At 36.4% G+C, this 26566-nt stretch carries 23 protein-coding genes, 1 tRNA gene and 1 pseudogene; 9 read left to right on the top strand and 16 right to left on the bottom strand.

What is annotated here, in order from left to right:
• Positions 1 to 31: 31 nt before the first annotated feature.
• The 3 genes and pseudogenes from ACFIKI_RS02970 (at position 32) to ACFIKI_RS02960 (ending at position 2421) form a co-directional block, all read left to right on the top strand.
• Positions 32 to 1216, top strand: a complete 1185-nt coding sequence (locus ACFIKI_RS02970) for an alpha/beta hydrolase (protein ID WP_375665606.1) — start codon at positions 32 to 34, stop codon at positions 1214 to 1216.
• Between the two features lie 138 nt (positions 1217 to 1354).
• Positions 1355 to 1861: a hypothetical protein gene (locus tag ACFIKI_RS02965; RefSeq protein ID WP_375665677.1), complete on the top strand. Its 507-nt coding sequence runs from the start codon at positions 1355 to 1357 to the stop codon at positions 1859 to 1861.
• 355 nt (positions 1862 to 2216) lie between these two features.
• Positions 2217 to 2421: pseudogene (locus ACFIKI_RS02960) on the top strand (helix-turn-helix transcriptional regulator).
• A gap of 100 nt (positions 2422 to 2521) precedes the next feature.
• On the opposite strand, the gene ACFIKI_RS02955 reads toward ACFIKI_RS02960, so the two are convergent.
• From ACFIKI_RS02955 to ACFIKI_RS02940, 4 genes are all read right to left on the bottom strand, one after another.
• Positions 2522 to 2597: transfer RNA gene (locus ACFIKI_RS02955), tRNA-Thr, on the bottom strand.
• A 196-nt stretch (positions 2598 to 2793) separates the two neighbouring features.
• Positions 2794 to 4152 (bottom strand): acetyl-CoA carboxylase biotin carboxylase subunit, encoded by a 1359-nt coding sequence (gene accC / locus ACFIKI_RS02950; RefSeq protein ID WP_375665604.1) that lies wholly within the window; start codon positions 4150 to 4152, stop codon positions 2794 to 2796.
• A 14-nt stretch (positions 4153 to 4166) separates the two neighbouring features.
• On the bottom strand, positions 4167 to 4667 hold the full coding sequence (gene accB, locus ACFIKI_RS02945) for an acetyl-CoA carboxylase biotin carboxyl carrier protein (RefSeq protein ID WP_375665603.1): 501 nt from the start codon (positions 4665 to 4667) through the stop codon (positions 4167 to 4169).
• A gap of 242 nt (positions 4668 to 4909) precedes the next feature.
• Positions 4910 to 5776, bottom strand: coding sequence for a DsbA family protein (locus ACFIKI_RS02940; RefSeq protein WP_375665602.1), 867 nt, complete (start codon positions 5774 to 5776; stop codon positions 4910 to 4912).
• Between the two features lie 341 nt (positions 5777 to 6117).
• On the opposite strand from ACFIKI_RS02940, the gene glpD reads away from it, so the two are divergent.
• The 3 genes from glpD (at position 6118) to cobT (ending at position 10733) form a co-directional block, all read left to right on the top strand.
• Positions 6118 to 7647, top strand: a complete 1530-nt coding sequence (gene glpD / locus ACFIKI_RS02935) for a glycerol-3-phosphate dehydrogenase (RefSeq protein ID WP_375665601.1) — start codon at positions 6118 to 6120, stop codon at positions 7645 to 7647.
• Between the two features lie 711 nt (positions 7648 to 8358).
• On the top strand, positions 8359 to 9339 hold the full coding sequence (gene dusA / locus ACFIKI_RS02930) for a tRNA dihydrouridine(20/20a) synthase DusA (protein ID WP_375665600.1): 981 nt from the start codon (positions 8359 to 8361) through the stop codon (positions 9337 to 9339).
• A 386-nt stretch (positions 9340 to 9725) separates the two neighbouring features.
• Complete coding sequence (gene cobT, locus ACFIKI_RS02925; RefSeq protein ID WP_375665599.1) at positions 9726 to 10733, top strand: nicotinate-nucleotide--dimethylbenzimidazole phosphoribosyltransferase; 1008 nt, start codon at positions 9726 to 9728, stop codon at positions 10731 to 10733.
• A 28-nt stretch (positions 10734 to 10761) separates the two neighbouring features.
• On the opposite strand, the gene ACFIKI_RS02920 is transcribed toward cobT, so the two are convergent.
• From ACFIKI_RS02920 to topA, 7 genes are all read right to left on the bottom strand, one after another.
• Positions 10762 to 11253 (bottom strand): Lrp/AsnC family transcriptional regulator, encoded by a 492-nt coding sequence (locus tag ACFIKI_RS02920; protein WP_375665598.1) that lies wholly within the window; start codon positions 11251 to 11253, stop codon positions 10762 to 10764.
• 23 nt (positions 11254 to 11276) lie between these two features.
• Complete coding sequence (locus ACFIKI_RS02915) at positions 11277 to 11906, bottom strand: uracil-DNA glycosylase family protein (protein ID WP_375665597.1); 630 nt, start codon at positions 11904 to 11906, stop codon at positions 11277 to 11279.
• Positions 11907 to 11934: 28 nt separating this feature from the next.
• On the bottom strand, positions 11935 to 12498 hold the full coding sequence (locus tag ACFIKI_RS02910; RefSeq protein ID WP_375665596.1) for a thermonuclease family protein: 564 nt from the start codon (positions 12496 to 12498) through the stop codon (positions 11935 to 11937).
• A 342-nt stretch (positions 12499 to 12840) separates the two neighbouring features.
• Positions 12841 to 13008, bottom strand: coding sequence for a 50S ribosomal protein L33 (gene rpmG, locus ACFIKI_RS02905; RefSeq protein ID WP_004864083.1), 168 nt, complete (start codon positions 13006 to 13008; stop codon positions 12841 to 12843).
• Positions 13009 to 13112: 104 nt separating this feature from the next.
• The gene (locus ACFIKI_RS02900; protein ID WP_375665595.1) at positions 13113 to 14285 is read right to left on the bottom strand and encodes an MFS transporter; all 1173 of its coding nucleotides are present in this window, start codon (positions 14283 to 14285) and stop codon (positions 13113 to 13115) included.
• A 261-nt stretch (positions 14286 to 14546) separates the two neighbouring features.
• Entirely contained in the window at positions 14547 to 16823 is a 2277-nt protein-coding gene (gene rnr, locus ACFIKI_RS02895) for a ribonuclease R (RefSeq protein WP_375665593.1), read from the bottom strand.
• Between the two features lie 3 nt (positions 16824 to 16826).
• Positions 16827 to 19400, bottom strand: coding sequence for a type I DNA topoisomerase (gene topA, locus ACFIKI_RS02890; RefSeq protein WP_375665592.1), 2574 nt, complete (start codon positions 19398 to 19400; stop codon positions 16827 to 16829).
• Positions 19401 to 19664: 264 nt separating this feature from the next.
• Between topA and ACFIKI_RS02885 the strand changes: the two genes are divergently transcribed.
• Positions 19665 to 19871 (top strand): hypothetical protein, encoded by a 207-nt coding sequence (locus tag ACFIKI_RS02885; RefSeq protein ID WP_005773510.1) that lies wholly within the window; start codon positions 19665 to 19667, stop codon positions 19869 to 19871.
• Here the strand turns inward: ACFIKI_RS02885 and dprA are convergent.
• Genes dprA through ACFIKI_RS02865 form a run of 4 tightly spaced genes read right to left on the bottom strand, consistent with a single transcriptional unit; the run spans position 19801 to position 23900 of the window.
• Positions 19801 to 21036 (bottom strand): DNA-processing protein DprA, encoded by a 1236-nt coding sequence (gene dprA, locus ACFIKI_RS02880; protein WP_375665591.1) that lies wholly within the window; start codon positions 21034 to 21036, stop codon positions 19801 to 19803. The two genes, ACFIKI_RS02885 and dprA, sit on opposite strands and share 71 nt — an antisense overlap.
• Positions 20993 to 21625 carry a glycerol-3-phosphate 1-O-acyltransferase PlsY gene (plsY, locus tag ACFIKI_RS02875; protein WP_375665590.1) on the bottom strand — a complete coding sequence of 211 codons (633 nt, stop codon included), beginning with the start codon at positions 21623 to 21625 and terminating at the stop codon, positions 20993 to 20995. Before plsY ends, dprA begins: the two co-directional genes overlap by 44 nt.
• A gap of 11 nt (positions 21626 to 21636) precedes the next feature.
• Positions 21637 to 22938 carry a dihydroorotase gene (locus ACFIKI_RS02870; RefSeq protein ID WP_375665589.1) on the bottom strand — a complete coding sequence of 434 codons (1302 nt, stop codon included), beginning with the start codon at positions 22936 to 22938 and terminating at the stop codon, positions 21637 to 21639.
• Entirely contained in the window at positions 22935 to 23900 is a 966-nt protein-coding gene (locus ACFIKI_RS02865; RefSeq protein WP_375623149.1) for an aspartate carbamoyltransferase catalytic subunit, read from the bottom strand. Before ACFIKI_RS02865 ends, ACFIKI_RS02870 begins: the two co-directional genes overlap by 4 nt.
• A 125-nt stretch (positions 23901 to 24025) precedes the next feature.
• On the opposite strand from ACFIKI_RS02865, the gene ACFIKI_RS02860 reads away from it, so the two are divergent.
• A complete protein-coding gene (locus ACFIKI_RS02860) occupies positions 24026 to 25645 on the top strand; it encodes an acyl-CoA dehydrogenase family protein (protein ID WP_375646639.1) in 1620 nt (539 codons plus the stop codon).
• On the opposite strand, the gene ruvX is transcribed toward ACFIKI_RS02860, so the two are convergent.
• Positions 25630 to 26109, bottom strand: coding sequence for a Holliday junction resolvase RuvX (ruvX, locus tag ACFIKI_RS02855; RefSeq protein ID WP_375665588.1), 480 nt, complete (start codon positions 26107 to 26109; stop codon positions 25630 to 25632). The two genes, ACFIKI_RS02860 and ruvX, sit on opposite strands and share 16 nt — an antisense overlap.
• Positions 26110 to 26256: 147 nt before the next feature.
• On the opposite strand from ruvX, the gene gatC reads away from it, so the two are divergent.
• Complete coding sequence (gatC, locus tag ACFIKI_RS02850; protein WP_375623154.1) at positions 26257 to 26544, top strand: Asp-tRNA(Asn)/Glu-tRNA(Gln) amidotransferase subunit GatC; 288 nt, start codon at positions 26257 to 26259, stop codon at positions 26542 to 26544.
• The last annotated feature ends 22 nt before the right edge of the window (positions 26545 to 26566 follow it).

Below are 26566 nucleotides of genomic sequence, written 5' to 3'. Positions count from 1 at the left end.
TATATTTTGATACGGGGTGGGTGGAGTTGCAGTGAGAAGTATGGTGGTTTTAAAGTATTTAATATTTCTTATTTGTATTTCTTTATTATCAGCATGTAGCGATTCTCGTGCTGTGCTTTGGCATGGGATACATGCAACTCCTTCTATGATTGCAGTAGAAAGAGAAGTTGTAGGAAAACCAGTTTCTCCAAAAGCCATCATTCCAGTGTATGTTGCAACAAGTCGTATGATGCAAAATAATTACGCTCAACCTTATGGTGCAGAGCGATCAAATAAAGTACATTATAATCGCGTTGACGTAGGAATTCCTCAGCAACATGTAAAGGGTGTTGTTGAAATAAATGCGTATAAACCTACACATGATAAGTATTTTGCAGCAGTAGCGTTGCAAAAATACGATAATAAAGAACAGTTTAAACAGCAGTTAAATGCTGCTTTAGCAAAAAAGCCAAAAGGAAAAAGAGAAATTTTTCTTTTTATCCATGGATATAATAATAATTTTGCAGATGGTACATTTCGTACAGCACAGTTTACACACGATTATTCTTTAAATGTTGTCGCTGTGCATTATTCTTGGCCTTCCGCTGGATCTGTTCCTCTTTATATTTATGATCGAGACAGTGCTAATTTTGCTCGTGATGGATTAATAGAGCTTTTGATACTTATGAGCGAAACCAATGCTGATCAGATTTCGGTTATTGCGCATTCTATGGGCAATTTTGTTCTAATGGAGGCATTTAGAACTTTAGCTTTACAGAGAAAATATAAGCCTATTCGTCGTATTACAAGTTTATTAATGGCAGCACCAGACATTGATGTTGATGTATTTGAGCGTCAACTTAATGATATTAAAAAACTCCCACAGCCAACAGCTATTTTAGTATCCAGAGCGGATAAAGCTCTCGCTGTTTCAGGACGTCTTACGGGTGGACATCATCGTGTGGGCGATGGCTCAGATATTGAGATGTTGCGTAAAAATGGAATAGCTGTTCTTGATTTCTCTCATGTAGATGGGGGAGCACACAGTGTCTTTGCGTCTTCACCAACGTTGATGGCTCTTTCTCGAGAAGGTTCTTTGGCTTCAACAATTATGCAAGGTACAGAATTGTCACCTAGTCAAGCCCTGCTTGCTGATGGTAGTAGTGTGTTGGAGAAAACAACACATCTTATCCTTTATACACCTGTACGTTTTCTCTCTCCACGGATTCTGCGTTGATAATGAAAAGAGAGAAGGGGTTCCATCGAATAATACATTGGGGGTAATATTTTTTAGCACTTTCTTTAGAATGGCGTTGTAAAATGAAAAATGAATAGCGGAATGAATGTAAAAAAACAGTCATTAGGTGAGTTTGTGATGATTGCATGGAAACGCTATGTCAATATACCTACAGTTGTTGATTATTTATCTCATTCCGCAATTAAGTTGTTAGACATTCATGCTATGCTAGTGAAGGTGAGAAAAGGTGATATGGGGGAAAAACCAAATTTATTACGTCAAATTGATTCTACAAAACAACAATTAGATGAGATAAGCCATGCTCTTATTCTAGAATATCGTAAACGCCAAGAAAATGAGCGCTTTTTAAAACAAATTCTGTTATCCATTTCTGATCAACTTTTTTCACTTAATAACGGTTTTAAGGAAACTGGACGTCTCTTCTTTCAAGAAGTTAGAATGCTTCAATCTCAGATGCAATGTTTATATGAGGGGAAAGAGAGGCTGCATTTGTTGAATAGCCAAGAATCTTTTTGTTCTCCATCAAAAATTGATGAAGTCATTAAACAGTTACAAAAAGCGCGAGAAAAGCTTATTATTGAAAGTCCACATCTCTTTGAGAAAAAAACAAAAAATAAACAATAAAAATTCTTTTAGTTGAGCAGAAGGTTATAGTTTTTTTAAGAAAAGAATTTGTATTTTAATAAACCTCCAAGATCTGAGAAAAAGCCAATAATCAGTGCGTTCCTTGAGAATTATCTTAATTGTCTCATAGAAAATAAGATCAAAACTTTATGTGATGTTCGTAAAAATCTAATAAGTAGAAAATACGGATTTTCAAAAGATAATTAGAGTTAGCTCTCACTCAATGCCTGATTGGAAATATGAAATTAAATACATTTAAAAAATAAACTTGCAGATTTTTTAAAATTGGAGTGCTCCACATGCCTCCTAGCACTTCCGTCCATTTAATTAATATAAAAAAGAGAAAGGTAATGAGATGATATTTGATGATAGCGATAGATATGTAGCAACACATGAATGCGCACAGCTTTTTAGTGTATTCACAACAACGATTCGTAATTGGGTGCTTCAAGGGGGTGTTTCCAGAGCCATATAAGCTAGGGAGAGCAGTGAGATGGAGAAAAAAAGAGATCTTAGACTTCACTCCAAAGAAAAATAAGGAGCAAATAAGAACAAATTAGGTAAAATTATATAAGCTGTAGAAGGTAGTCTAAAAGGTGGTCTGAAAATGGCTATTTAAAGAAAAAATCTATATATTTCAGTATGTTAAAAACAAAAAAGTGGTGCCCCCAGAGAGACTCGAACTCCCGACCCCCTGATTACAAATCAGGTGCTCTACCAACTGAGCTATAAGGGCGTAACCATATAAAAGCTAGCACAAAGTCACAAAAAGGAAAACAGAAAATTATCAATTTTTGTGCATATTAAAAGAAAACTATATAACAAATAAAAAATAATCAGCTTATTTCTTTTTTAATACTTTTTACAGTAATGTTGGAATTATCCTTATGTTGACATCTTATAGAATCTCTACTGATAATTCACTATTTGAATTACGAATCTAAAGACATTGATTGATGCTCAAGGTATTTTTCTAGCCAGTGAATATTATAATTACCATCAGCAATATCTTGATTATTAATAAGATCACGAAAGAGAGGTAGTGTAGTTTTTATCCCATCGACGACAAATTCACCTAAAGCACGCCGTAAACGCATCATACATTCTAAACGGGTACGTCCATGAACAATCAGCTTTCCAATCATGCTGTCATAATAAGAAGGGATACGATAACCTGAATAAGCACCTGAATCAACGCGAATTCCCAACCCCCCTGGTGTATGAAAATGTGTAATGATTCCAGGTGATGGCGTAAAGTTAATAGGATCTTCTGCATTAATACGGCATTCAATGGCATGACCAGAAAAACAGACATCATTCTGTGTCATTGAAAGCTTGCATCCTGATGCAATATGAATTTGCTCATGGACTAAATCTATACCTGTAATTGCTTCAGTTACAGGATGCTCGACTTGTAAACGCGTATTCATTTCAATAAAATAAAATTCGCCATTTTCATAGAGAAATTCAATAGTACCAGCTCCACGGTATCCAAGTTGGGCACAGGCATTTGCAACAATACTACCAATTTTTTTCCGTTCAGTTTCATTAAGTGCAGGTGACGTAGCTTCTTCCCATATTTTTTGATGCCGTCGTTGAAGTGAACAATCGCGTTCTCCTAAATGAATAGCATTGCCCGCACCATCACCTATAACTTGAATTTCAATATGCCGGGGTTTTTCTAAATATTTCTCTATATAAACAGCATCATCACCAAAAGCTGCTTTTGCTTCTGAACGCGTTGTTTTGAGAGCTATAGAAAATTCTTGTTCAGAATGAACGACTTTCATACCACGTCCTCCACCACCGGCAGAAGCTTTGATAATAACTGGATAACCAATTTCACGAGCAGTGCGCAAAGCATCTGATTCTTCAGTGACAGCTCCATCTGAACCTGGAACGACAGGAATACCAAGTTTTTTGGCAGTTTTTTTGGCTTCGATTTTATCGCCCATGATCCGAATATGAGCCGCCGTTGGACCGATGAATGTAATATTATGGGCTTCTAGAACATCTGCAAATTTTGCATTTTCAGAAAGAAAGCCATAACCTGGATGAACAGCATCAGCTCCTGTAATTTCACAAGCAGCAATAATTTGCTGAATACTCAAATAAGAATCGCGAGCAGGAGGAGGGCCAATACAGACACTTTCGTCAGCAAGACGAACATGCATTGCGTCTGCATCAGCAGTAGAGTGAACAGCGACAGTTTTTATGCCAAGTTCTTTACATGCACGTAAAACACGAAGAGCAATTTCGCCCCGATTAGCAATGAGGATTTTTCGAATCATGGTTGCCCCTCGCTTTATTCAACAATAATAAGTGGTTCACCAAATTCAACAGGTTGTCCATCTTTGACAAGAACAGTAGTTACCGTGCCTGAGCGTGGTGATGAAATTTGATTCATTGTTTTCATGGCTTCAATAATAAGTAATGTCTCCCCTTCAGAAACATTTTGTCCTACTTCTACAAAAGGTTGCGCGCCTGGTGAAGGTGCAAGATAAGCTGTTCCAACCATTGGAGAGGTTATAGTGTTTTTTGATTTATCTTCTTGAATAGGTTGTAGAGGAGATTCGGTTGTTGCAACTGGAGAAGATGTTACAGAAAAAGTGGGAGTAGAAAAAGGAGCATAGATTGCTTGCTCGGAAGAAGTTGAGGTGTTTTGGCGTGAGACACAAATACGAAGCTCTCCTTGTTCAACTTCAATGTTCGTTAAATTTGTATCATTCAAAATTTCAGCAAGATCACGAATAATTTTCGTATCAATTGCGGTATATTTAGCCGAATCCATTTTTTTTGTTGCCATTTTATTTCCAACTCCTTGATCAATAAAGAGCGTCATTATCTCATTTTATGATCGAATATTTCTAGATTAGGGATCATATCTTTTGAGGCTTTAAAGATATTTATTTCCTTTAAGTCATTATATTTTGCAATTTTGAACTCGTATCCGCTTTACGCAAAATTGCACTTATAAGCCTGTTGTCAAAAAAGAGAAAGCATAAAATTACCTCATTTACAGTATTCTGCCTAAAATTGATCAGGCATTTACTGTGTATTATCTATCGCTTGTTTTAAAATATCTTGTCTGACTGCGCCGATGAATATTTTATTACCAATGATGTAAGAAGGTGTTCCCGTAATATGAAGTGTAGAGGCAATTTGAATATTTTTTTTAAAAGTGTTTTGCAGATTAGGATCTTTTATTGCATTACGGAGTTTTTTTTCATCAGCTCCTAATGAAACAGCTATTTTTATAGCTTTAGCTTCATTTGCGCGCCCTTGATGCATTAAAAGTGTTTTGTGAAACTGAGGATATTTTTCTGGGAATTGTTTTCGAAATGCGTAGGCAACGATATGGGTAGCCATAGAATCAGATCCCAAAATTGGTAAATCTTTGATAATAACCCGTAGATCTGGGGATTCTTTTATCAAGTCTTCTATATATGAAGAGGAACTTTTACAAAACTTACAATTGTAATCAAAAAACTCAACAAGTGCTTTTTTACCATTTGGATTCCCCAAAACAGCGTCATGAGGAGAATGAAAAATTTCCTTTTCTAATAAATGAATAATTGAGCTTTGACTTTCATCTTCATTCTGTCTTCCCAGCTTATCTTGAAGGATAAGCTGCATTTCAATCAAAATTTCTGGATGAGTAAGAAGATACTCTCTGACAATTTGTTGAATATGCTGAGAATCAGTATGCGGAGCCATTGTTTCTTTAAGCTTAGATAAAAAGCTAGAATCTTCTAAAAGTTGTGCTTTAAGTTTTTCTAAGCTTAAATGATTGGTTACTTTTTGCTGTGATGTTGCGTTTGATAAAGAAGGTGAAAAGGTTAAAATACTCAACATAACTGGGACTAAAATTTTTGAAATAACTGTTATTTTCGAGTTTTGAGGTTGATGAGTCATCTGTATACCTTTACATTTTTTATTGTGTCATTGAGTGAACTATATGAAAAGCGTTCTCTATGTGCAATAAAGCATTTAGCTATAGTGTGTATTCTCAAATGAGAAAAAACATTAATTTTTCTCTAAAAAGCTTTCATATGATGTACATTTGCAAAGATTATGTTGCCTAGAGGATGAAAAATCATCTCTTTAATTTGTCAAATGTTTTTTTGATGTATAAGGGTATCAAAAGCTTTTTGTGCGTGTTTATTTTAGGAAAAAGTACGTTGATAATACAACGAAGAACACTTGTATTGTTTTTTATTGTTGCTTTATTGAGGACTGTGAAACAAAATTGAATAATGAAAAGTGAAATTATGAAAACCACAATGCATTATGAGCTGTTTATCATTGGGGGAGGGATAAACGGGTGTGGATTGGCAAGAGATGCAGCTGGACGCGGTTTTAAAGTGGGATTAGCTGAAATGAAAGATCTTGCATCAGGGACTTCAAGTGCATCAACAAAACTTATTCATGGTGGTCTTCGTTATCTTGAACATTATGAGTTCAAACTTGTTCGTGAGGCACTCAAAGAACGCGAGATCATTTTACGCATAGCGCCACATATTGTACGCCCTTTGCGTTTTCTTCTTCCTTATCATAAAGAATTGCGCCCTGCTTGGATGTTGCGTTTTGGACTTTTTATTTATGATTATTTAGGGAGCTGGAATCAGAAATTGTGGCGCAGTAAAACGATTAATTTTTCAAAAAAGTTTTGCGCTACACTAAAAAAAGAATATCAGAGAGGTTTTGAATATTCTGATGCAAGAGTAGATGATGCGCGTTTAGTCATTGCCAATGCTCGTGATGCAGAAAAGTGGGGAGCTGATATAAAAGTACGGACAAAAGTTCTCTCTTTAAAAAGAGAAGACAAAAAATGGCGTGTCTTTCTTCAAGACAAATTAAACGGTAAAAAATATAATGTCACAGCTTCTTATGTCGCGAATATGACAGGTCCTTGGATTGATCGTGTTTTGTCAAGCGTATTAGATTGTAAAGAACACACACCAATACGGCTTGTTAGAGGTTCTCATATTTTGGTTCCCAAGCTTTATACGCATGATCGTGCTTATATTTTTCAAAATGGTGATGGGCGTATTATATTTGCTATTCCGTATGAAGAAGAGTTTACCTTGCTTGGAACAACAGATTGTAACTATCAGGGAGATCCAGCTGATGCTCATATTACTGATACAGAAATAAACTATATCTGCGCAGCAGCCAGTGAATATTTCATACAACCAGTATTACCTGAAACGATTGTCTGGTCTTACTCTGGAGTTCGTCCACTCTATGATGATGGAGCTTCAAAAGCACAAGAAATTACGCGCGATTATGTTTTAAGAGAAATGGGAACAGGAAGTGCACCAAAGATTCTTAATCTTTATGGTGGAAAGATTACAACTTATCGTAAGTTGGCTGAAGATGCGATGAAATTTGTTGAAAAAGCACTTGGTAAAAAGGGAGCGTCATGGACAGCTAATGCACCCCTTCCAGGGGGGGATTTTCACTATAATAAATTAGATGTAATTGAAAATAAAATTGCTTTTTTAATGCCAGATTTAGATGCCTTTACACACCACAGACTTGCACGCTCCTACGGCACAGAAGCCTTAGTGATATTTGCAAATGGTAAGGCGGACAGAGGAAAAGATTTTGGACATGGGCTTTATGAAATAGAAGTAAAATGGTTGATGGAAAAAGAATGGGCTAAAGCATGTGAAGATGTGTTATGGCGTCGTTCAAAACTTGGACTTCTCTTTAATGAGCAAGAGGTTGATACTCTTTCTTCCTATATGCAGAGCCAAAAAGAGATTGAACAACATTTATAATCATTTAATTTTACAGATTTTATTTGCAATATTGTAGAATATTTTTCTCCAAGAGATATTGATATAAGGTACATTCACACATGTTAAAAAATAATGCTCGTCTGTGCCCTCATCTTAGTTTTTTGTTTGCAACAACCATACAATGGCAAAATTAGGTTGAATATTTAGGGTAAAATTTGTCTATCCTATGAAGTGAAATCTAATAAAGAACGCGTTGAGAGAAAATGTTTTATAATTAGATTCATATAAATAAGAAGTTTTGTTCTTTTCTTAAGGAGGAGATAAAAATACTTTCTATCGTGTTTTTTGCACAATAAGTTGGAAAATTCTAAAGAAAATTAAGCCTATCATAAAAAATTGTATAATGTTTTAATTTATCATTTATTGTCTTAAACGCTGTGCTAAATCATGTAAAAATAGAGGCGTAATGGGGATTTTAAGAAGGACTTGTAAATAAGTTTTTTATGTTACAGTGAAAATCTTCTTCTTTCATGTTCATATATCTGAACATGATTCTATAAGAAGTGCGATATTGTATTTTATTATGATTGATTGTAATAAACTTTTCTATCAATTGAAGGAAACAATTGATAGAAAGAGGCTGTTATTATACGCGTGATCGTATAAAAGAATAACACTTTCTGTAAAATAAAAGTAAGTATTTTTCTATGTATAAAGAGAGAGCTATGGGGATATGAGAGTAGTCGCCTCATGATATTTTACAATCTTCCATCACCTGTAAAATTTGCAGTCGCACCAATGTTGGACTGGACAGACCGACATTGTAGGTTTTTTTATCGTCTTTTAACGAAAAAAGCTCTTCTTTATACGGAAATGATGGTCGCAGATGCTGTCATTCATGGTGTTCGAGATCAATTGTTGGCTTTTAGCCATAAAGAATGTCCAGTTGCATTACAATTAGGGGGAGCAGATCCGAAAAAGTTGGCAGAAGCTGCACGGATTGCTGAAGATTTTGGCTATAATGAAATAAATCTCAATGTCGGTTGCCCATCAAATCGTGTTCAAGCAGGTGTATTTGGAGCTTGTTTGATGTTACATCCAGACATTGTGGCAAATGCTGTGGAAGCGATGAAACGAGAGGTTACGATACCCGTAACTATCAAATGTCGGATCGGAGTGGACGAACAAGATGAAGAATTAGCATTAGATCTTTTGGCTAATCAGGTTTGGAATGCTGGATGCGATGCGCTCTGGATACATGCACGCAAGGCATGGCTAAAAGGATTGAGTCCAAAAGAAAACCGTAATATTCCGCCCCTTAATTATGAAAGGGTTTATAAATTGAAACGTAAATACCCTCATAAATTCATTGGGATAAATGGTGGAATTAAATGGATTGATGAGATCAAAGAGCATTTGATTTTCTGTGATGCTGTTATGGTTGGTCGCCAAGTTTATCATGATCCAACTTTGTTAAAACATATTGATTTTGAACTTTATGGTGAGGCGCAAAATAATCTGAGTGAAAGTGATCTTATTGAGGTTATGTGTGATTATGCGGCTCGACATATTGCATCGGGAGGGCGGCTTTCTCACGTGACACGTCACATGATTGGTTTATTTCATGGGCGAGAGGGGGCACGTCGATGGCGACAAATATTATCAAATGATGCAACAAAACAAAATGCAGATATATCTATTTTGAAAGAAGCTTTTCATGCTCTCATTTAATAACAGCCTGACAATTAACCTATGTTAAAGTTAAGATTTTTTGCGCTTTGTTTTCTTTACGATGATTTTGATGACTTCAATTGTATAAGTTTTTAAAAACTTATAACTTTTGTTATAGAAAGAACATTAGGATTCATATATTACACAACACGCTTATTTCTCCTATTTAATAGGAGAATAGGTTAGGGGTGATGTGTAAAGATAGTAATAAGATATTGATAATATTTTGCATGTTCGTTATTTGATGAGAAAATAGAATATAAAAATTATTGCTTTCATAATATTTAACGTTTTTAAAGCACTGTTTAAAAAAGCAATAAATTATTCATATCCTGTATATATGACGTGATTTTCATTAAACATTGTAGATTTTAAAAGGTATTCTCATGACCGTTAGTCCATTTGATGATTTTCGTGCTTTGCTTACGAATTTACCTGTTGCTGATGAGTTTTCTATGATTTTGGCAAAGAAAAGGCAAAAAAACTTAACAAAAGCGCAAGGAGCATTAGGGAAACTGGGAGATCTTGCTGTTTGGTATGCGGGATGGAAGGGTACAGAAAAACCTATCGTAACGCGACCTTTGGTCGCTATTTTTTCTGGAAATCATGGTATTGTAGAAGAGAATGTTACACCATTTCCACAATCTATGACACAAAGGATGGTACAAAATTTTGCATCTGGTGGTGCTGCTATCAACCAAATTTGTATAGCTTATGATCTTGGATTAAAGATATTTGATTTAGCATTGGAATATCCAACAATGAATATTACGAAAGATGCTGCAATGGATGAGCGAAGTGCGGCTGCTACAATGGCATTTGGAATGGAATCCATTGCTGGCGGAACAGATCTTTTATGTATTGGTGAAATGGGGATTGGAAACACAACAATAGCTTCAGCTTTATGTTTAGCATTGTTTGGTGGAGAAGTTGAAGAGTGGACAGGAAATGGTATGGGATCGGAGGGTGATTTTTATCAGCGTAAAATAGCAGCGGTTAAGACAGCAGTCTCTTTGCATAAGGAGCATTTTAATGATCCTTTTGAAATTATGCGTCGCTTAGGAGGACGTGAAATTGCAGCTATGGTTGGTGCTATTTTAGCAGCAAGAATGGAAAAAATACCAGTCATTTTAGATGGTTTTGTGGCAACTGCAGCAGCAGCGATCCTTTATAAAATGCATCCAAAAGCTCTTGATCATACCCTTGTTGGACATGTTTCTTCTGAGAAAGCCCATCGTAAACTCTTAAAAAAAATCGGTAAAGAACCACTTCTAGATTTTGGAATGCGTCTTGGTGAAGGGACAGGAGCAGCTATGGCAGCTGGTATCGTCAAAGCCGCTGTTTTAACACATGCACAAATGGCAGTTTTGGAACAAGAAAGTTTGAACGCCTAAAAGATAATGAGATAGATATAAAAAAGCCTTAAGAGTTTTGCTCATTTACCTTTTCATGTAATTTGATATAATTCAACGGAAGTTCCGTTGTATACTTAATCTGTTCCATTGCGAAAGAAGATGAGACATCACGGATATCAATTTTAGAAATTAATTTTTTATAAAAAAGATCATAAGCTTCAATATTGGGAACAACAACACGCAATAAATAGTCAATATCTCCACTCATTCGGTAAAATTCAATGACTTCACGGAATTCTTGTACAATTTTTGAAAAACGCTTAAACCATTCATGACTATGGGTATTTGTGCGAATAGAAACAAAAACAGTGACATGCGCATTTACTTTTTCTGGAGAAAGAACGGCAACGCGACGCTGAATAACACCATCTTCTTCAAGTTTTTGAATTCTACGCCAGCAAGGCGTGGTCGAAAGTCCAACTTTTTTAGCAATATCAGCGACAGAAAGTGTTGCATTTTCTTGCAAAAGATGTAGAATTTTTCGATCAAGACGGTCCATAATTTATTCTCAATATCTTTAATTTATAAAAATTTACGCACTAAACAACGTAAATGTACAATAAGCTCATCATTAAACCATGGATTTTTCTGTAACCAAGAAGTATTTCGCCATGATGGATGAGGCAAAGGCATAACATTATAGCCTCGAGGTTGAGAAATGGAAAGGATATTTCTCCAATCACCAACAGTCGCAGAAACGGTTTTATGTTTTAATTCTGTAATGTGCCACTTTTGCGCATAACGGCCAATAGCAAGAACAAGCTTTATTTGAGGCATAGCTTGAAATATCTTTTCATGCCATATTTCTTGACATTCACGTCTTGGTGGTAAATCAGCTTTATTTTTGTCATAACCTGGAAAACAAAATCCCATAGGAACAATAGCAAAGAGAGATTTATTATAAAATTCTTCTTTCGTAACACCCAGCCAATTACGCAATTTTTCACCAGAACGATCATTAAAAGGGATAGAAGTTTTATGAACACGCAATCCTGGTGCTTGTCCTGCAATTGCAATCAAAGCCGTATTGGATAAATAAACGACGGGATTTGGTTCATGAGGAAGAGGAGGAAAATAATGGGGTTGTTGGATACAAACACGACAGGAATAGATCTTTTGTTCAAGTTTGATAATTGGGCTACATTGTTTCATTGGTAAATAAAATTAAAGAGTATTTTTCTTATTCTGTGCGCGGATTTGCTTTGCGCCATTCTTTTGGTCGTTGAAAACTTGATGCCCATATTCCTTTCTTTTTCCTTCTAGCTTCTTGCTCTTCTTTGGGGTATTCATAATAACTTACAGCCCAACCATTATGTACAAGCGTTGCGTTAATATTGCTAACTTGTTTTGTTTTACATGTTGCAAGGATACGGCGATATTTATCTGTTTTATGCCAGAGACATGTAACTGTTTGATTTTTTAGTAGTTGTTCTAAATATTTTTTTGCTTCAATCCCACAAGGGTAGCGTGCCTCCTTTTTTCCACAAAATTGGTGAAGTTCAGGAGCATCAATTCCAGCCAGTCGAATCTTAATTGAAGAAATCATGATGGTATCGCCATCAATGATTAATGCACTTCCTTCCACAGAGCTTTGAGAAGAAATTTTTTCTTTTTGAGATAACGATTGAGTCTGCTTAAAATAAGTTGACATAATCATAAGAATACTAGCAGAAACAAAAATACTGAAACCGATAACTTTTAGATTAAAGCCTCTTAGATTAAAATAAGAAAAAAAATTTTTCATGAAATAAAAAACTGCTATTTTTTATTTAACGCATTTTATTTAGTATTGCTTATAATCTTTTCAAGAAATTTTTATTCATATCACGAAACACTATCTCGTTTTAACGACAAAATTTTTGTTAAATACCACGACAATCAAATACTCATGCAGGATATATGTAAGCAACTTAAATAATAAATCAACTTATCCAAATTGGGACAAAACATACAAATTCAAGGTCATATAAATTTCAAAATAAACTTTTAAAGAAATAAAAAAACGACCCTCAGACAATAACCCCGAAGGCAATACTTCCACATTTCTCTTGGACTATAAAACTTATCAATTCAATGATAAATTCATTTATTTAATTTTTGTTTCTTTAAATTCAACGTGCTTTTTTACAACTGGATCATATTTACGCTTGCTCATTTTATCTGTCATGGTACGGCTGTTTTTCTTTGTAACATAGAAAAAACCAGTATCTGCAGTTGATAAAAGCTTGATCTTAATGGTTGCTGCTTTAGCCATAATGTAAGAACCTTATTTATACTGAAAAAATATTATCTTGCTATCAAAACCTATTTCTGAAGTCATCAGATTTTCCAGCAACAGTACGGATGTTCTCGAAAAAGTCAAGAGCTGATTAATTTTCTCATAAGTTGGACAAACACCAAAATGACATATAAACCGAAAAAAACAGCCATAGCTATTGAAAAACCGAAGGGTTTAAAGATATCCATGGATTTTCCGATAAAGGTCGGTCCGATGAGCATACCAATTCCATAACAAAAAATAAAAGCAGAATTAGCAGCTGCAAGTTCTTGCCCTTTGAGACGGGCTCCTAAATGTGCAAGACCAATTGTATAAAGGCTCGCTGATACACCACCTAGAAAAAACAAATCAAGCATCAAAACCCATGGATATTGAAGAATCCATGGTACTATAAAAGTTCCTATAAAACCTAGAACAGCGCAACTCATCAGTGGGTAGCGTCGATCTTTGGCGTAGTCGCTTATAATGCTGATAGGAATTAAGAGGAAAATATTCCCAAGTGCAAGGGTTGCCATAAAATGTGCTGCTTCATTCTCATTATAACCAATGGATAAACTAAAGGGGATTATAAGAGTTAATACGCCCATTTGAATGGCCCCGTAAACAAGGACCGCCATCATTGCACTTGGAACGTGAAAAAGATAACGAAAAAATGGCATATATTGATTTTTTTGAAATTCTGGACTTAGTTTCCAAGCGGCAAGAATTGGTATAGTAGCAAGTATAATAAGGCTATATCCAACAGCAAAAGGAATAAATCCTTGTGTTCCCACTTTTGCTAGCAGCGTTAGACCTATTATAAACCCTAATCCTAAGACAATAGCATAAATAGAAAGGATCAAACCGCGTTTTTTTGGGGGAGCATAACTGTTGATCCAAAACTCTGACAGGATAAACATAACTGTCATGCTGAAATGTAATATAAACTTTAAAATAAACCAAACCCATATGGAATCAAAAAAATAGAATCCTAAAAAACTTAAAGATCCTATCACCATCATAAGCAATATTGTTTGAGCGATGCCTAAGCATGAGGCAATTCGAGACGTAAAAATAGCTGCAATAATTGTGGCTATTCCACTAACTGTTCCACTATAACCAATCGTACTGTTGGAAAGTCCTTTTTCTGCCATAAGAAAAGAGACAAGTTGTGTTCCCATTCCCAATGCTGTTCCAACAGTGCCAATGGTTGCAATAGCTGCAATAATGGCACGCAAAGAATTATTTTGAGAGTCAAAAGCTTTTTTTTTCATGAGAATGACTTAAGATACTTTATGTTTATTCGAATAATAAAAAGATGTGCTGAAATGAAAAAAGCCCAAGCTTCCTTTTGCAGATTTTCTCACCTCTTGAGTATAAAAAGCCTGCAAGATTTTTATATAGTTATTATAGATATAACAATAAAATTTAACCTCTTGTATACTAAAGAAAGAAGATTGTATATATAAAATAATATAAGTCATTTCTTAACTTGAATTCATTATTCATATTCTATTTAATGGAGGATAAGAAGCTTAATATTTTCTTTTTCCATAAAAAAGATGCTTTTGTTTTTTTAATTTGTTTTTATAGTAGGATGTCGGTGAAAATTTTATTGGACGAGGTTTTGTTAAGAGCTCAAAGCATAAAGCACCAGCAAAAGGTTGTACCGTTATAAGTTTTACTTCTACAACATCACTGAGCTGATAGCCTTTATGGCTACGCTGTCCTACAAGAACATGTTGTGCTTCATCAAAATGATAATAATCATTTTTAAGCGTAGAAATATGGACAAAACCATCTGTATTGAGTTTATCAAGTGAGATAAAAAGGCCAGCTTTTGTAACTCCGGAGATGCGACCTGTAAAAATACGTCCAATTTTATTTGTTAAATAGTGAGCAACAAGTCGATCAATCGTTTCTCTTTCAGCCATCATTGCACGGCGCTCGTATAAAGAAATTTGCGTAGCAATTTCTGCAAGATTTTGTTCTTGTGTATCTGTTAATTGATCATTTCCTAATTTGAGAGCTTTAATGAGTGCTCGATGAATAATAAGATCAGCATAACGACGGATTGGTGATGTAAAATGTGTATAATTCTGCAGATTTAAACCAAAATGGCCGCTATTTTTAGGGTTGTATTCTGCTTGTGATTGTGAACGCAAAATAACTTGATTGACGAGTTCTTGTTGTTGAGTATGAGCAACCTTTTCTAAAATTCTATTCAGACGTGCTGATGTCAGTTCTGCACTTCGGGCGAGTGATATCCCTAAACTTTGAAGAAAATTCCGTAATATTTCTTGTTTGGCAAGAGAGGGTTTATCATGAATACGATAGATGAAAGGTTGATGATGTTCTTTTAATGTTTCAGAAGCTGCAATATTGGCTTGTATCATAAACTCTTCAATTAAACGATGTGCTTCTAGATGTTCTTCACTCACAACATCTTTTATGCATCCATTTTGATCAAGAATAATCTTTTTTTCTGTTATTTCTAATTCTAGTGGTTGGCGACGATTTCGCGCAGCTTTAAGGCATGCATAGGCTTCCCATAAGGGGTGTAAGATATTCTCAAGCAGGAGCGCACTTTTTTCATTGAGATGTTCTTTTTTTGCTAATTGCATTTCTTGATAAGAGAGTTTGGCTCTCACCCGCATCATAATACGATGAAAACTATGTTTTCGTTTATTACCGTTTGCATCAAAAACCATACGAACGGCTAAAGCCGGTCGTTCTTTTCCTTCACGCAGAGAGCACAAATCATGAGAAAGGCGTTCAGGCAACATTGGCACAACAGTATCAGGAAAATAGATAGAATTTCCACGTTTCAATGCTTCTTTATCTAAAGCACTTCCTGTTTTGATATAGTAAGAAACATCTGCAATAGCCACAACAATAATCCAGCCACCATTATTTGCAGAGTTCTTATCTTTGGTTGCATAAACTGCATCATCATGGTCTTTTGCATCTGGTGGATCAATTGTAATAAATGGTAATTGTCGCCAATCTTCGCGATTATCCATATTAGCAGCTTTGATATGTTTGACTTGCTCAAGAACGCTTTCGGGAAAAATATAAGGAATTCCTTTTGAGAGAAGAGCAATCATTGAGAGTGTTTTCTCACTCTTAATATGCCCTAAAACACTTTTTATTTGTGCACTTTTTAATCCATAACCAGTATTTTTTTTTATTTCAACTTCAACCAGATCACCAATTTCAATCTTCATTTCTGAAGACATTTCAACAATGAGTTCATTGGTTTTGCGGTCTATAGGATCAAGGCGCCATTGATTATTTTCTAATTTTCGTACAATAGCAAATACGCTTTTGGGAGATACATCAACTTTACGAATAATTCGTCCCGTATAAGAGGGGTTTGAGCTTTCAGAATTTTTATTTCGAAAAACTTTTACAAGAATATGATCTCCAACACCAATGCTACTTCCTTTTATGTGATGAAAAGAGTGTATTTCAATATTAGGCTTTGGAGAATCTTCCCATTCAAGAGGTTGTGCAATAAAACTTCCATCTTTATCACGTCCGCTAATTTTGACTAAAGCAACAGGGGGTAATTTTCCTTTGTTTATTTTCTTTTTGTGCTGTTTAGATATAAGATTTTGATCTTTTAACTCACGTAATATATCTCTCATCCAAACTCGAGAATCGCCTTTTAAGTTAAAGGCTTTGGCGATTTCTCGTTTACTTGAGTGGTTAGGATTCTCATTTATAAAGGAAAGGATTTCTTCCTTATTGGGAAAATTTTTTTCCTTGAATGAAGAGAGAGAGTTTATGTTTTTTTCACCTTTAGCCAAAATTTATGTCTCTTTTATTTTTGCTTTTGTTTTAGAAGAAGCTCTTTTTGAAGTTGTTTTTTTACTCGATGCTTTAGCCGATATAAGTTCTAGTGCCTCTGGAAATGTTACACTAATGGGATCTTTATCTTTTGGCAATGTTGCATTAATTTTACCCCAATTGACATAGGGACCATAACGCCCGTTGCGCACGGTAATGGTTCCTCCTTCCGGATGCTCTCCTAATGTTGCCAATGCTTCAGGTGTTGTTCTGCTTTGCTTGGTTTTGTTTTCTTGTTGTTCTGCCAATACTGTAACAGCGCGATTGATACCAATATCAAAAACTTCATCTGCATGAAGAAGGCGCGCAGATTTTCCGTTATGACTAAGATAGGGACCATATCGTCCAATTGTAGCCGTGATTGTTTTTCCAGTTTCAGGATGAATGCCAATTTCACGGGGAAGAGATAGTAAAGCCAAGGCTTTATCAAAAGTTACATTTTCTGCCTGCCATTCTTTTGGTAGTCCTGCACGCTTAACTTCTTTGCTTTCACCAAGTTGAATATAGGGACCAAACCGGCCATTGCGAAGAGAGATGTCTTTTCCTGTTACAGGGTCAATACCAAGTATAACAGGTTCATCATTGCGCACAAATTCATTCTCTTTTCCAATATCTGTACCAAGTTGGTGTGTGTATTTACATTCGGGATAATTAGAACAGCCAACAAAAGCGCCATAACGGCTGAGTTTTAATGATAATTGACCATTTTTACAAAGAGGACATGAACGCACATCACTTCCATCTTCGCGTTCAGGAAAGGCGAGAGGTGCTAATGTTACATTTAAAACATCAAGGACATTGGTTATACGGAGTTCTTGGATATTGCTAATAGATGCATTAAATCCATCCCAAAAATCTCTTAAGACGTCTTTCCAAGAAAGTTTGCCGTCAGAGATAAGATCCAGCTTTTCTTCAAGATCTGCTGTGAAACCATATTCTACATAGCGATTAAAGAAATTTTCAAGAAAGGCCGTAACAATACGTCCTTTAGCATCAGGAATAAGTTTCCGTTTATCAATGACAATATATCCACGGTCACATAATGTCGCTAATGTGGAGGCATAAGTTGAAGGACGACCAATTCCTAACTCCTCAAGCTTTTTAATTAATGAAGCTTCAGAATAACGAGAAGGGGGCTCTGTGGTATGTTGTACAGATTCAACTTTTTCTTTTGTAAGTGCTTCACCAGTATTTATTTGTGGTAAACGTGTTGTTTCATTTTCTTCATTATTTTCTTCGTCTCGTTGATCCGTGTAGACGGAAATAAAGCCATCAAAACGAACAACAGATCCTGTTGCCCGTAGATTTGCACGCTCTTCTCCTTGCTGTGCTTCAATTTCAACAGTTGTACGTTCAATTTCAGCAGAGCGCATTTGGCTGGCAATGGCACGCTTCCATATCAGCTCATAGAGCTTTGCTTGATCGCTATCGAGAAAATTACGGACTTGACTAGGATTGCGTTGAAAATCTGTTGGGCGGATCGCTTCATGTGCTTCCTGTGCATTTTTTGCCTTTGTTGAATAAAAACGTGGCTTTTCAGGAATATAGTCTTTTCCGAAAGTTTCATGAATAACTTTTCTTGCTGAATCAATAGCCTCTGGTGCTATCTGCACACCATCGGTACGCATATAAGTAATAAGCCCTGCCGTTTCACCATTAATTTCAATGCCTTCATAAAGCTTTTGGGCAATTTGCATAGTGCGAGAAGCTGAAAATCCTAATTTTGAAGAAGCTGCTTGTTGTAGTGTAGAGGTTGTAAATGGAGGAAAAGGATTTCTTTTTGTAGGTTTTGCTTCAACACTGAGTGTATGATATTGCGCTTTCTCCAACATAAAGCGAATTTGATCTGCTTGTTCTTGAGATTGAATATCAAGCTTGCCAATCTTCCTTTGATTAAACATCGTCAATCTTGCTTGGAAACTATCATTTCGGATGGTTTTTAACTGTGTTGTAATAGACCAATAATCTTCTTTGATAAAATGTTCTATTTCTGATTCCCGGTCACAAATAATACGCAAAGCAACCGATTGAACGCGACCAGCCGAACGTGCACCAGGGAGTTTACGCCATAAAACAGGTGAAAGTGTAAAACCAACGAGATAATCGAGAGCACGACGTGCAAGATAAGCATCGACAAGGGATGTATCAATATCACGTGGATTATTCATAGCATCAAGCACAGATTTTTTGGTGATGGCATTGAAGACAACTCTTTTAATAGGTTTATCTTTTAAAACTTTTTTTTGATGAAGAACATCCAGAATATGCCATGAAATAGCTTCCCCTTCACGATCAGGGTCTGTTGCTAATATAAGGCTATCAGCTTCTTTAACGGCTTTTGCTATTTCATTTAAACGTTTAGCGGCAGCAGAATCTATATCCCATTTCATAGAAAAATCTTGATCCGGTAAAACAGAACCGTCTTTTGCAGGTAAATCACGAACATGTCCAAATGATGCGACAACTTTGTATTGAGACCCAAGATATTTATTAATTGTTTTTGCTTTTGCTGGAGATTCAACGATAACGATATTCATAATTTTACCCAAATATTGAAATAAAAATTTTTTTATAAACGCCTTTTACGCGAATAGCTAATGCCAATTGCTTAAGAGCACATAAAAAAATATTAGCCATATAAAAAACATGAATATTGTACAACTTATGATTGTCATTATTAGAGTACACCCTATATAGAATTACACGATTTATTTTCCACTGTTATTACAAAAACATACGGCGAAATACTAAGATAACGTCTATTGAGAGGTAGGAGGGGAAATGCTCAAGGATAGAGGATTATGTTTATAAATCATTTAAAAGTTATCCAATATATTACAGACATGTCAAAGCAAATGAATCAGATGGCGCGTCAGGCGCATAGTCCGCTTTTAGCATTGCTTTTGGATATGGTTGCCAAAGAAGGGCAAAGCATTATTAATAGTGCTGAGGCTCTTGGGGAAGATCAAGATTCGACAATGACACACAACCACCAGAGTGTCGAATAAGCTTTCCAGCAAGCTCGAGTTCTACCAACAAGAGGTAGAGAGTTGGGAGTGAAACACCTGAGTGGATACTGAGTGTGTCTAAGTCGATTGGCGTTGTTGAAAGAGCGGAGAGAACTGCCGCACGTGCTGCATCATCATCATCTGCTAAAGAGAGACTGCTGTTTTTTTCATCTGCTAAATTAAAATTCTCCTTTTCAAGTTGTAAAGAGGATGGTTCCTCAAAAAAATTGAGTTGGGAATTTGGAATCGGTGAAATTAGTGGCGTAAGTGTTTCTATAATGTCAGAAGGATGTGTGGTGAGTAGAGCACCGTCTTTGATAAGATTGTTTGTACCAACAGATCTTGGATCAAGTGGAGAACCGGGAATGGCAAAAATTAACCGTCCCATTTCAGCTGCTTGACGTGCGGTAATTAAGGACCCTGAGCGCAGGGCGGCCTCTACAACCAAGAGACCAAGTGATAGAGCTGCAATAATACGGTTTCTTCTTGGAAAATCGATAGCACGCGGCTTCCAAGAAATGGGCATTTCGCTGATGATGGCTCCACCGTTGGCGATAATATCTTCATGCAACTTTTTATTTTCAGGAGGATAGATATGATCAATTCCTCCAGCCATGACTGCAACAGTTCCTGTTTTTAAACTTGCTTGATGTACAATGCTATCAATTCCACGAGCGAGCCCAGAAATTGTTACAAAATCAGCTTCTCCAAGAAAATGCGCAAATTGAGCCGCAAGCTTTTTGCCAGCGGCTGAGGCATTTCGGGATCCTATGATTCCAATGGAAGTTTTTTGAAAAACCGAAACATTGCCTTTGATAGCAATAAGCGGCGGGGATGCTTCTGTAACCTTAAGAAAGGCTGGGTAATCTGGTTCTCCCATACCGATAAACCGAATACCTAATCTTTCAGCTTCTTGCAGTTCTTTTTCAGCGTCTTCTAAGCTTGCTATTTTAATAGATGCAGAACCATCGCCTTTTCTACTCAGCTCAGGAAGCTCTGCCAAAGCATTTTCTGCTGTTTTATAATGGTCAATGAGATTGCGAAAACTGACAGCTCCAATATTTTCACTGCGCAATAACCGTAACCAGCTTAGACGTTGACGATCAGTAAGTAGGATTCCTTTATTTATCTCCGCTTTGCGTACCAATCTTACTTTCTTCCCCAATTAATAATCTACCGATATTTGTATAATGTTTTATGAACACAAATATACTCATCGCAATCAGCATACAACAGAAATAAGAATCGGAAAAATAAAAAACAAATATCGGCGTGATCGTAACAGCAACGAGTGCGGATAATGAAGAATAGCGTGTGAGGAGAAAAATCGCACTCCATACAATAATAAAAATGATTGCTGCGGGCCAGTAGGTCCCTAAGCAAACACCTAGATAGGTAGCAACACCTTTGCCACCTTTAAATTTAAGCCATACGGGAAAAAGATGTCCTAAGAAAGCAAAAAAACCTGCTAGAGAAACAAGGATACTATTGTCTAGCGGATCATTAAAAAACTTTATAACGAAAATAACAACAGCCCCTTTCAATATATCACAAAGAAGTGTCAGAGCAGCAACTTTTTTATTTCCTGTTCGTAAAACATTTGTCGCTCCAATATTGCCGGAACCGATAGTTCTTACATCTCCAAGTTTGGCTAATCTCGTAAAAAGAAGACCAAATGGGATTGAGCCAATGAGATAAGATATGAGGAAAATAAACCATGGAGTGGACTGAAAAAATATTTCTGCTTCATTCATTAAAAATCTCATTAAGTTTGTTGATCAAGTTTAAAAATGTTTTTCCCTTTCACAAAAGTCTGGAGCACGCGTCCTTGAAAACGTGCATTCTCAAAAGGGGTATTTTTTGAACGTGAATAGAGCTTCTCTTTCGAAACAACCCATGGTTCTTCAAGATCAACCACAATAAGGTCTGCATGAGCACCTTTTTTGAGTGTTCCTGCATTGAGTCCAAAGAGCTTTGCAGGTGCCGTTGACAAAAGTTCCGTTATCCGTAGAAGAGATAGGCTCTCATCATGATAAAGGCGTAAAGCTGCGCTCAATAAGGTCTCCATACCAATAGCGCCAACTGCCGCGTCATTAAATGGTAAATGTTTTTTGTCGATACTCTGAGGATCATGAGAAGAGACAATAACATCTATAGTCCCATCCTTTATTGCTTCAATCATTGCTATACGGTCTTCTTCTGTACGCAATGGGGGCATTAAGCGAAAAGAGGTGCGATATTGTCCAATGTCATTTTCATTGAAAGATAAATGATTAATAGATACACCCGCTGAAATCTTCTCACTGCGTTTTTTACCTAAACGGAGTGCATCAACAGAGAGTGCTGTTGATATTTGAGCGGCGTGATAACGTGTTTGCGTTAATACTGCTAATCGCAGATCTTTTTCAAGTGGGATAACTTCTGCTTCGCGAGGGATGCCAGAAAGACCAAGCCAACTGGCAAGCAGTCCTTCATTCATCACACCTTGCCCTGTAAGATCTTTATCTTGCGTTTCATGTATCAATGGAACATCAAAATCACGTGCATAAGTCATTGCACGCCGTATAACAGATGAATTTTGAAGTGTTTTTTTTCCTTCACTAAAAGCAACGGCTCCTGCATCTTTGAGCAAACCAAATTCGGTTATTTCTTGTCCGTTGAAACCTTGTGTGATTGAAGCAACGGGATAAATATTAACCGATGATATTTCCTGTGCTGTATGCGTAATAAATTTAACGAGTGCTACATTATCAATAACTGGATGCGTGTTTGGCATCATAAGAAAAGAAGTAATACCACCTGCTGCGGCCGCGTAACTTTCTGATGCAATTGTTTCACAATGTTCATTCCCTAATTCTCCAACAAAAACGCGTGCATCAACAAGACCAGGGAGAATTGCTTTGTTTTGTGCGTTAATAATTTCTGCTTCTTCAGGAGCTCCCTGATTCAGAGCTTCTTTTCCAGCGGCTATAATTCGTCCATTTTTAACAATAACTGTACCAATTTCATCGATTGCGCGCGAAGGATCAATAATACGAGCATTCTGAAAAACAATTGGTTTTATCATTTTTTTTCTCCACTGATCTTTGCGCGTGAATCTAATAAAGCCTCCATGACAGCCATACGCACTGCAATTCCCATTTCTACTTGTGTCTGAATCATACTTTGTGGTCCATCTGCTATATCGGATGCAATCTCTACGCCACGGTTTATTGGTCCAGGGTGCAGAATAATAGAATCATTTTTGGCATAGGCTAAATTTTCTTTATGTAAGCCAAAATAATGGAAATATTCACGCGTAGAAGGAATAAAAGAGCCTGTCATCCGTTCATGCTGTAAGCGCAACATCATGATAACGTCAGCATTTTTAAGACCCTCTTTCATCGTGTTAAAAACCTCAACACTCATATGAGCGATTTCTGCGGGTAAGAGTGTTGAGGGAGCAACAGCACGAACACGAGCACCCAAAGCATTGAGACACAGGATATTGGAACGGGCAACACGTGAGTGTAAGATATCTCCGCAAATCGCAACAGTTAATCCTTCAATACGACCTTTTGCCCTTTTAATGGTTAGAGCATCTAATAAAGCTTGGGTTGGATGTTCATGAGCACCATCACCTGCATTAATAACACAACAATCAACTTTTTGTGCTAATAAAGCCGCTGCTCCCGCACTGTTATGGCGAAAAACCAGTATATCTGGCTTCATCGCATTGAGAGTTATAGCTGTATCAAGTAATGTTTCTCCTTTTTTTACAGATGAGTTGCCGATCGCAAGACTCATCACGTGTGCACCTAGCCTTTTACCTGCTAATTCAAAAGAAGATTGTGTTCGCGTAGAGGCTTCAAAAAAGAGATTAATTTGAGTCCGTCCATGCAAAGTAGATTTTATTTTATCAATTTTGTTAGAAAGGATAACATTTGCTTCTGCACGATCAAGCAATGTATTAAGATCTTGTACACTTAGATCTTTAATAGCTAAAAGATGTTGATGAGGGAAAAGTGGAAAAAAATTATCTTGCATCATAGCATTCTTCTTTATCTCTCTCTAAACAGGTTAAACAAGCATTTGTTTGAATATGATAAATGTTTCTTAACTCTAAAAAGACAAATAGTCTATGATATGAATGATTTGAATGTAGGAATATACCTATGAGTGCTGTATCTGCGCAAAATACTCGTCGAAAAAATACATTTCTTAGCGATACGCTTATGTTTCGTATTGCTTCTACTTTGCCTAAGTTTTTGTTAGCAAGTTTTGAAGAAATAGGGGATTTTGCCGCGAGTCGAGAAGCATGGAAACTTTCTTGCTTAGCGAATCATTATAAGCCTTTACTATGCTATAATGATGAATGGGGGCAACCAACAGAAAGATTAGAGATCCATTCTTCCTATCAAGCTCTTCAACAATATTCTAGACAAGCAGGTTTGGTTACCTCGCTTTGGGAAAATACGAGCTCAGAAAATGGAGTACGCTATCAAGCGCGTGCGATTCGTTTAGCTTTATCTGCTGGTTTAGAAACAGGACATTTGAATGAAGTTATCATAACGAGTGCAGCTATTGCTGTTTTAATTAGTGATATTGAGCTCTTCAAAAAATGGCAAAATGTACTTTTATCACGCCAATATGATTCCTCATCACAGCCTATTCATCATAAAAAGGCTGCTTCTCTAACTTGTGCATTTGACGATATTGAAAAATACGCTTTCAATTTTCCAAGTGTTAAGAAAATTTCTTTCGATGAAAGTATGGAACGTGATCTATATCGTTTAAATGTTGTAAAAACCAACGTTATTAATCCTACCGCTGACGGATATCTTGTTAGTGCAGATTTAGATGGTCATTTAAGTTGTTTTTTTATTCCACGCATACAAGAAAATGGCGCATTAAATGGATCTATATCGATTCGTCATTTAATTCAGCGTTCTGGAGAACTGTTAACGCCAGAAGGGGTTGTTGATTTTCAAGGCAGTTATGGCTGGCTTTTGGGAAATGCTGGAGAAGGGCTTAAAGTTATTAAAGATATCGAGACAATGATGCGTTTTGATCAATCTGTCATATCGGCAGGTGTTTTGCGAGCGGCTCTTCAATTTGGTATGGATTTTTTCCGGAAAAAAATGCCCAATCAGCCTTTACCACCACTGACAGAACGTATTTTTGCAGATATTGCATTAGATATAGCTGCCTCACAAGCATTGGTTTTGCGTTTAGCAAGAGCATTTGACAATGCAGCAAATGACCGTTCTGAAGCAGCTTTTGCCCGCATTATGACACCTATTATTGCTTATCATGTAAGTCAATTGGTTGTGCCTATTATTGGTGAAATTATTGCACAACTTGGTATTGAAAGTTTTATAGAGAATAATCCATTATCACAAATGTTGCATAATGGGCCTGCGCGGATTGTGAGAAATAGTTTTGCTAATCAGTTGGTAAAGGATGCCATTCTTATTGCTGAAAAAGCTCCGGGATTGTTTCAGAAATTGTTGGAAAAAATTGCTCTTGATATTGGACCAGCAGGACCCCGAGCAATTGAAATTATTAAGTCAGCAGGTGATATGGCATCAGCAAATGAGGGAGCAGGAAGGTTTTTTGTTGAACAGGTAGCCTATGCAGCAGCTGCAGCAGCATTACGTTCTACAGACATAGAACATGTTGCAAATGCCTATATGGAAAGCCGCCTTGGAGGGCAATGGAGATCTTCCTACGGGATGCTTATTGCACGATATAATGCAGGGCATTTGCTCAATGTCCTCTATCCTTCCATGTGATTAAAGTTTTGAATTCTATTGAGAGCACCTTGCAATATAAAAGCGGCGGCTGCCGAATCAATACGGCTTGCTCTTTTAGCACGCGATACATTCATTTCTAAAAGAGACCGTTCTGCCGCAATTGTTGATAAACGTTCGTCCCAAAAAACAAATGGAATTTTTGTATAAGCTTTCATATTGCTCACAAAAGCTCTGGTTGCTTGAACACGAGAGCCACTGCTTCCATTCATGTTAAGAGGTAAGCCAATGATAATAACGCCTACATTTTCACGGTCAAAAATTTTAATAAGTGTGTAAGCATCTTCTGTAAATTTTTTTCGCTGTAGTACAGAACGCGGATTCGAGACAGTCAATCCCATATCAGAAATTGCAATTCCGATCGTTTTTGTCCCTAAATCTAAGCCTGCTATTGTTTGTCCAGGCAAAAGATATGTCATAACTTCGTTTATATTAATAACAGTCATAAGGGTATAATACGTTTTTTAATGTTTCAGATTTAATGGTTATATTCTTTATTCATGTTATCTAATATTCTTGCACTTGCAAGATCAGCCTTGTATAGCCAGAATAAAGATCAATAAAAAACAAAGAAGCAGAAAGGCGTAAAGAGTATGTCTGTTGATCAAGAGACCGTCAAGCGGATCACACATTTAGCGCGGATTGCCCTCCACGATGATGAGATAGAATCTGTGACAAAAAAATTTAATGCTATTTTAGGTTTTGTAGAGCAATTGAATGAAGTTGACGTCAGTGGAGTTGAGCCATTAACATCTGTGATGCCGATGACTCTACGAATGCGTGAAGATAGTGTGACAGATGGCGATAAAGCAGCAGATATTGTAGCCAATGCTCCTGTTACAGAAGAAAATTTTTTTCTTGTCTCAAAAATTGTTGAGTAACTTTTTATATTTTTGAAATTTG

This window comes from Bartonella sp. TT121SHDZB, from assembly GCF_042193415.1.
In the GTDB taxonomy this organism is placed as follows: domain Bacteria; phylum Pseudomonadota; class Alphaproteobacteria; order Rhizobiales; family Rhizobiaceae; genus Bartonella.
Note: the sequence above shows the minus strand (reverse complement) of the source record. Positions and strands in the feature narration are given on the sequence as shown.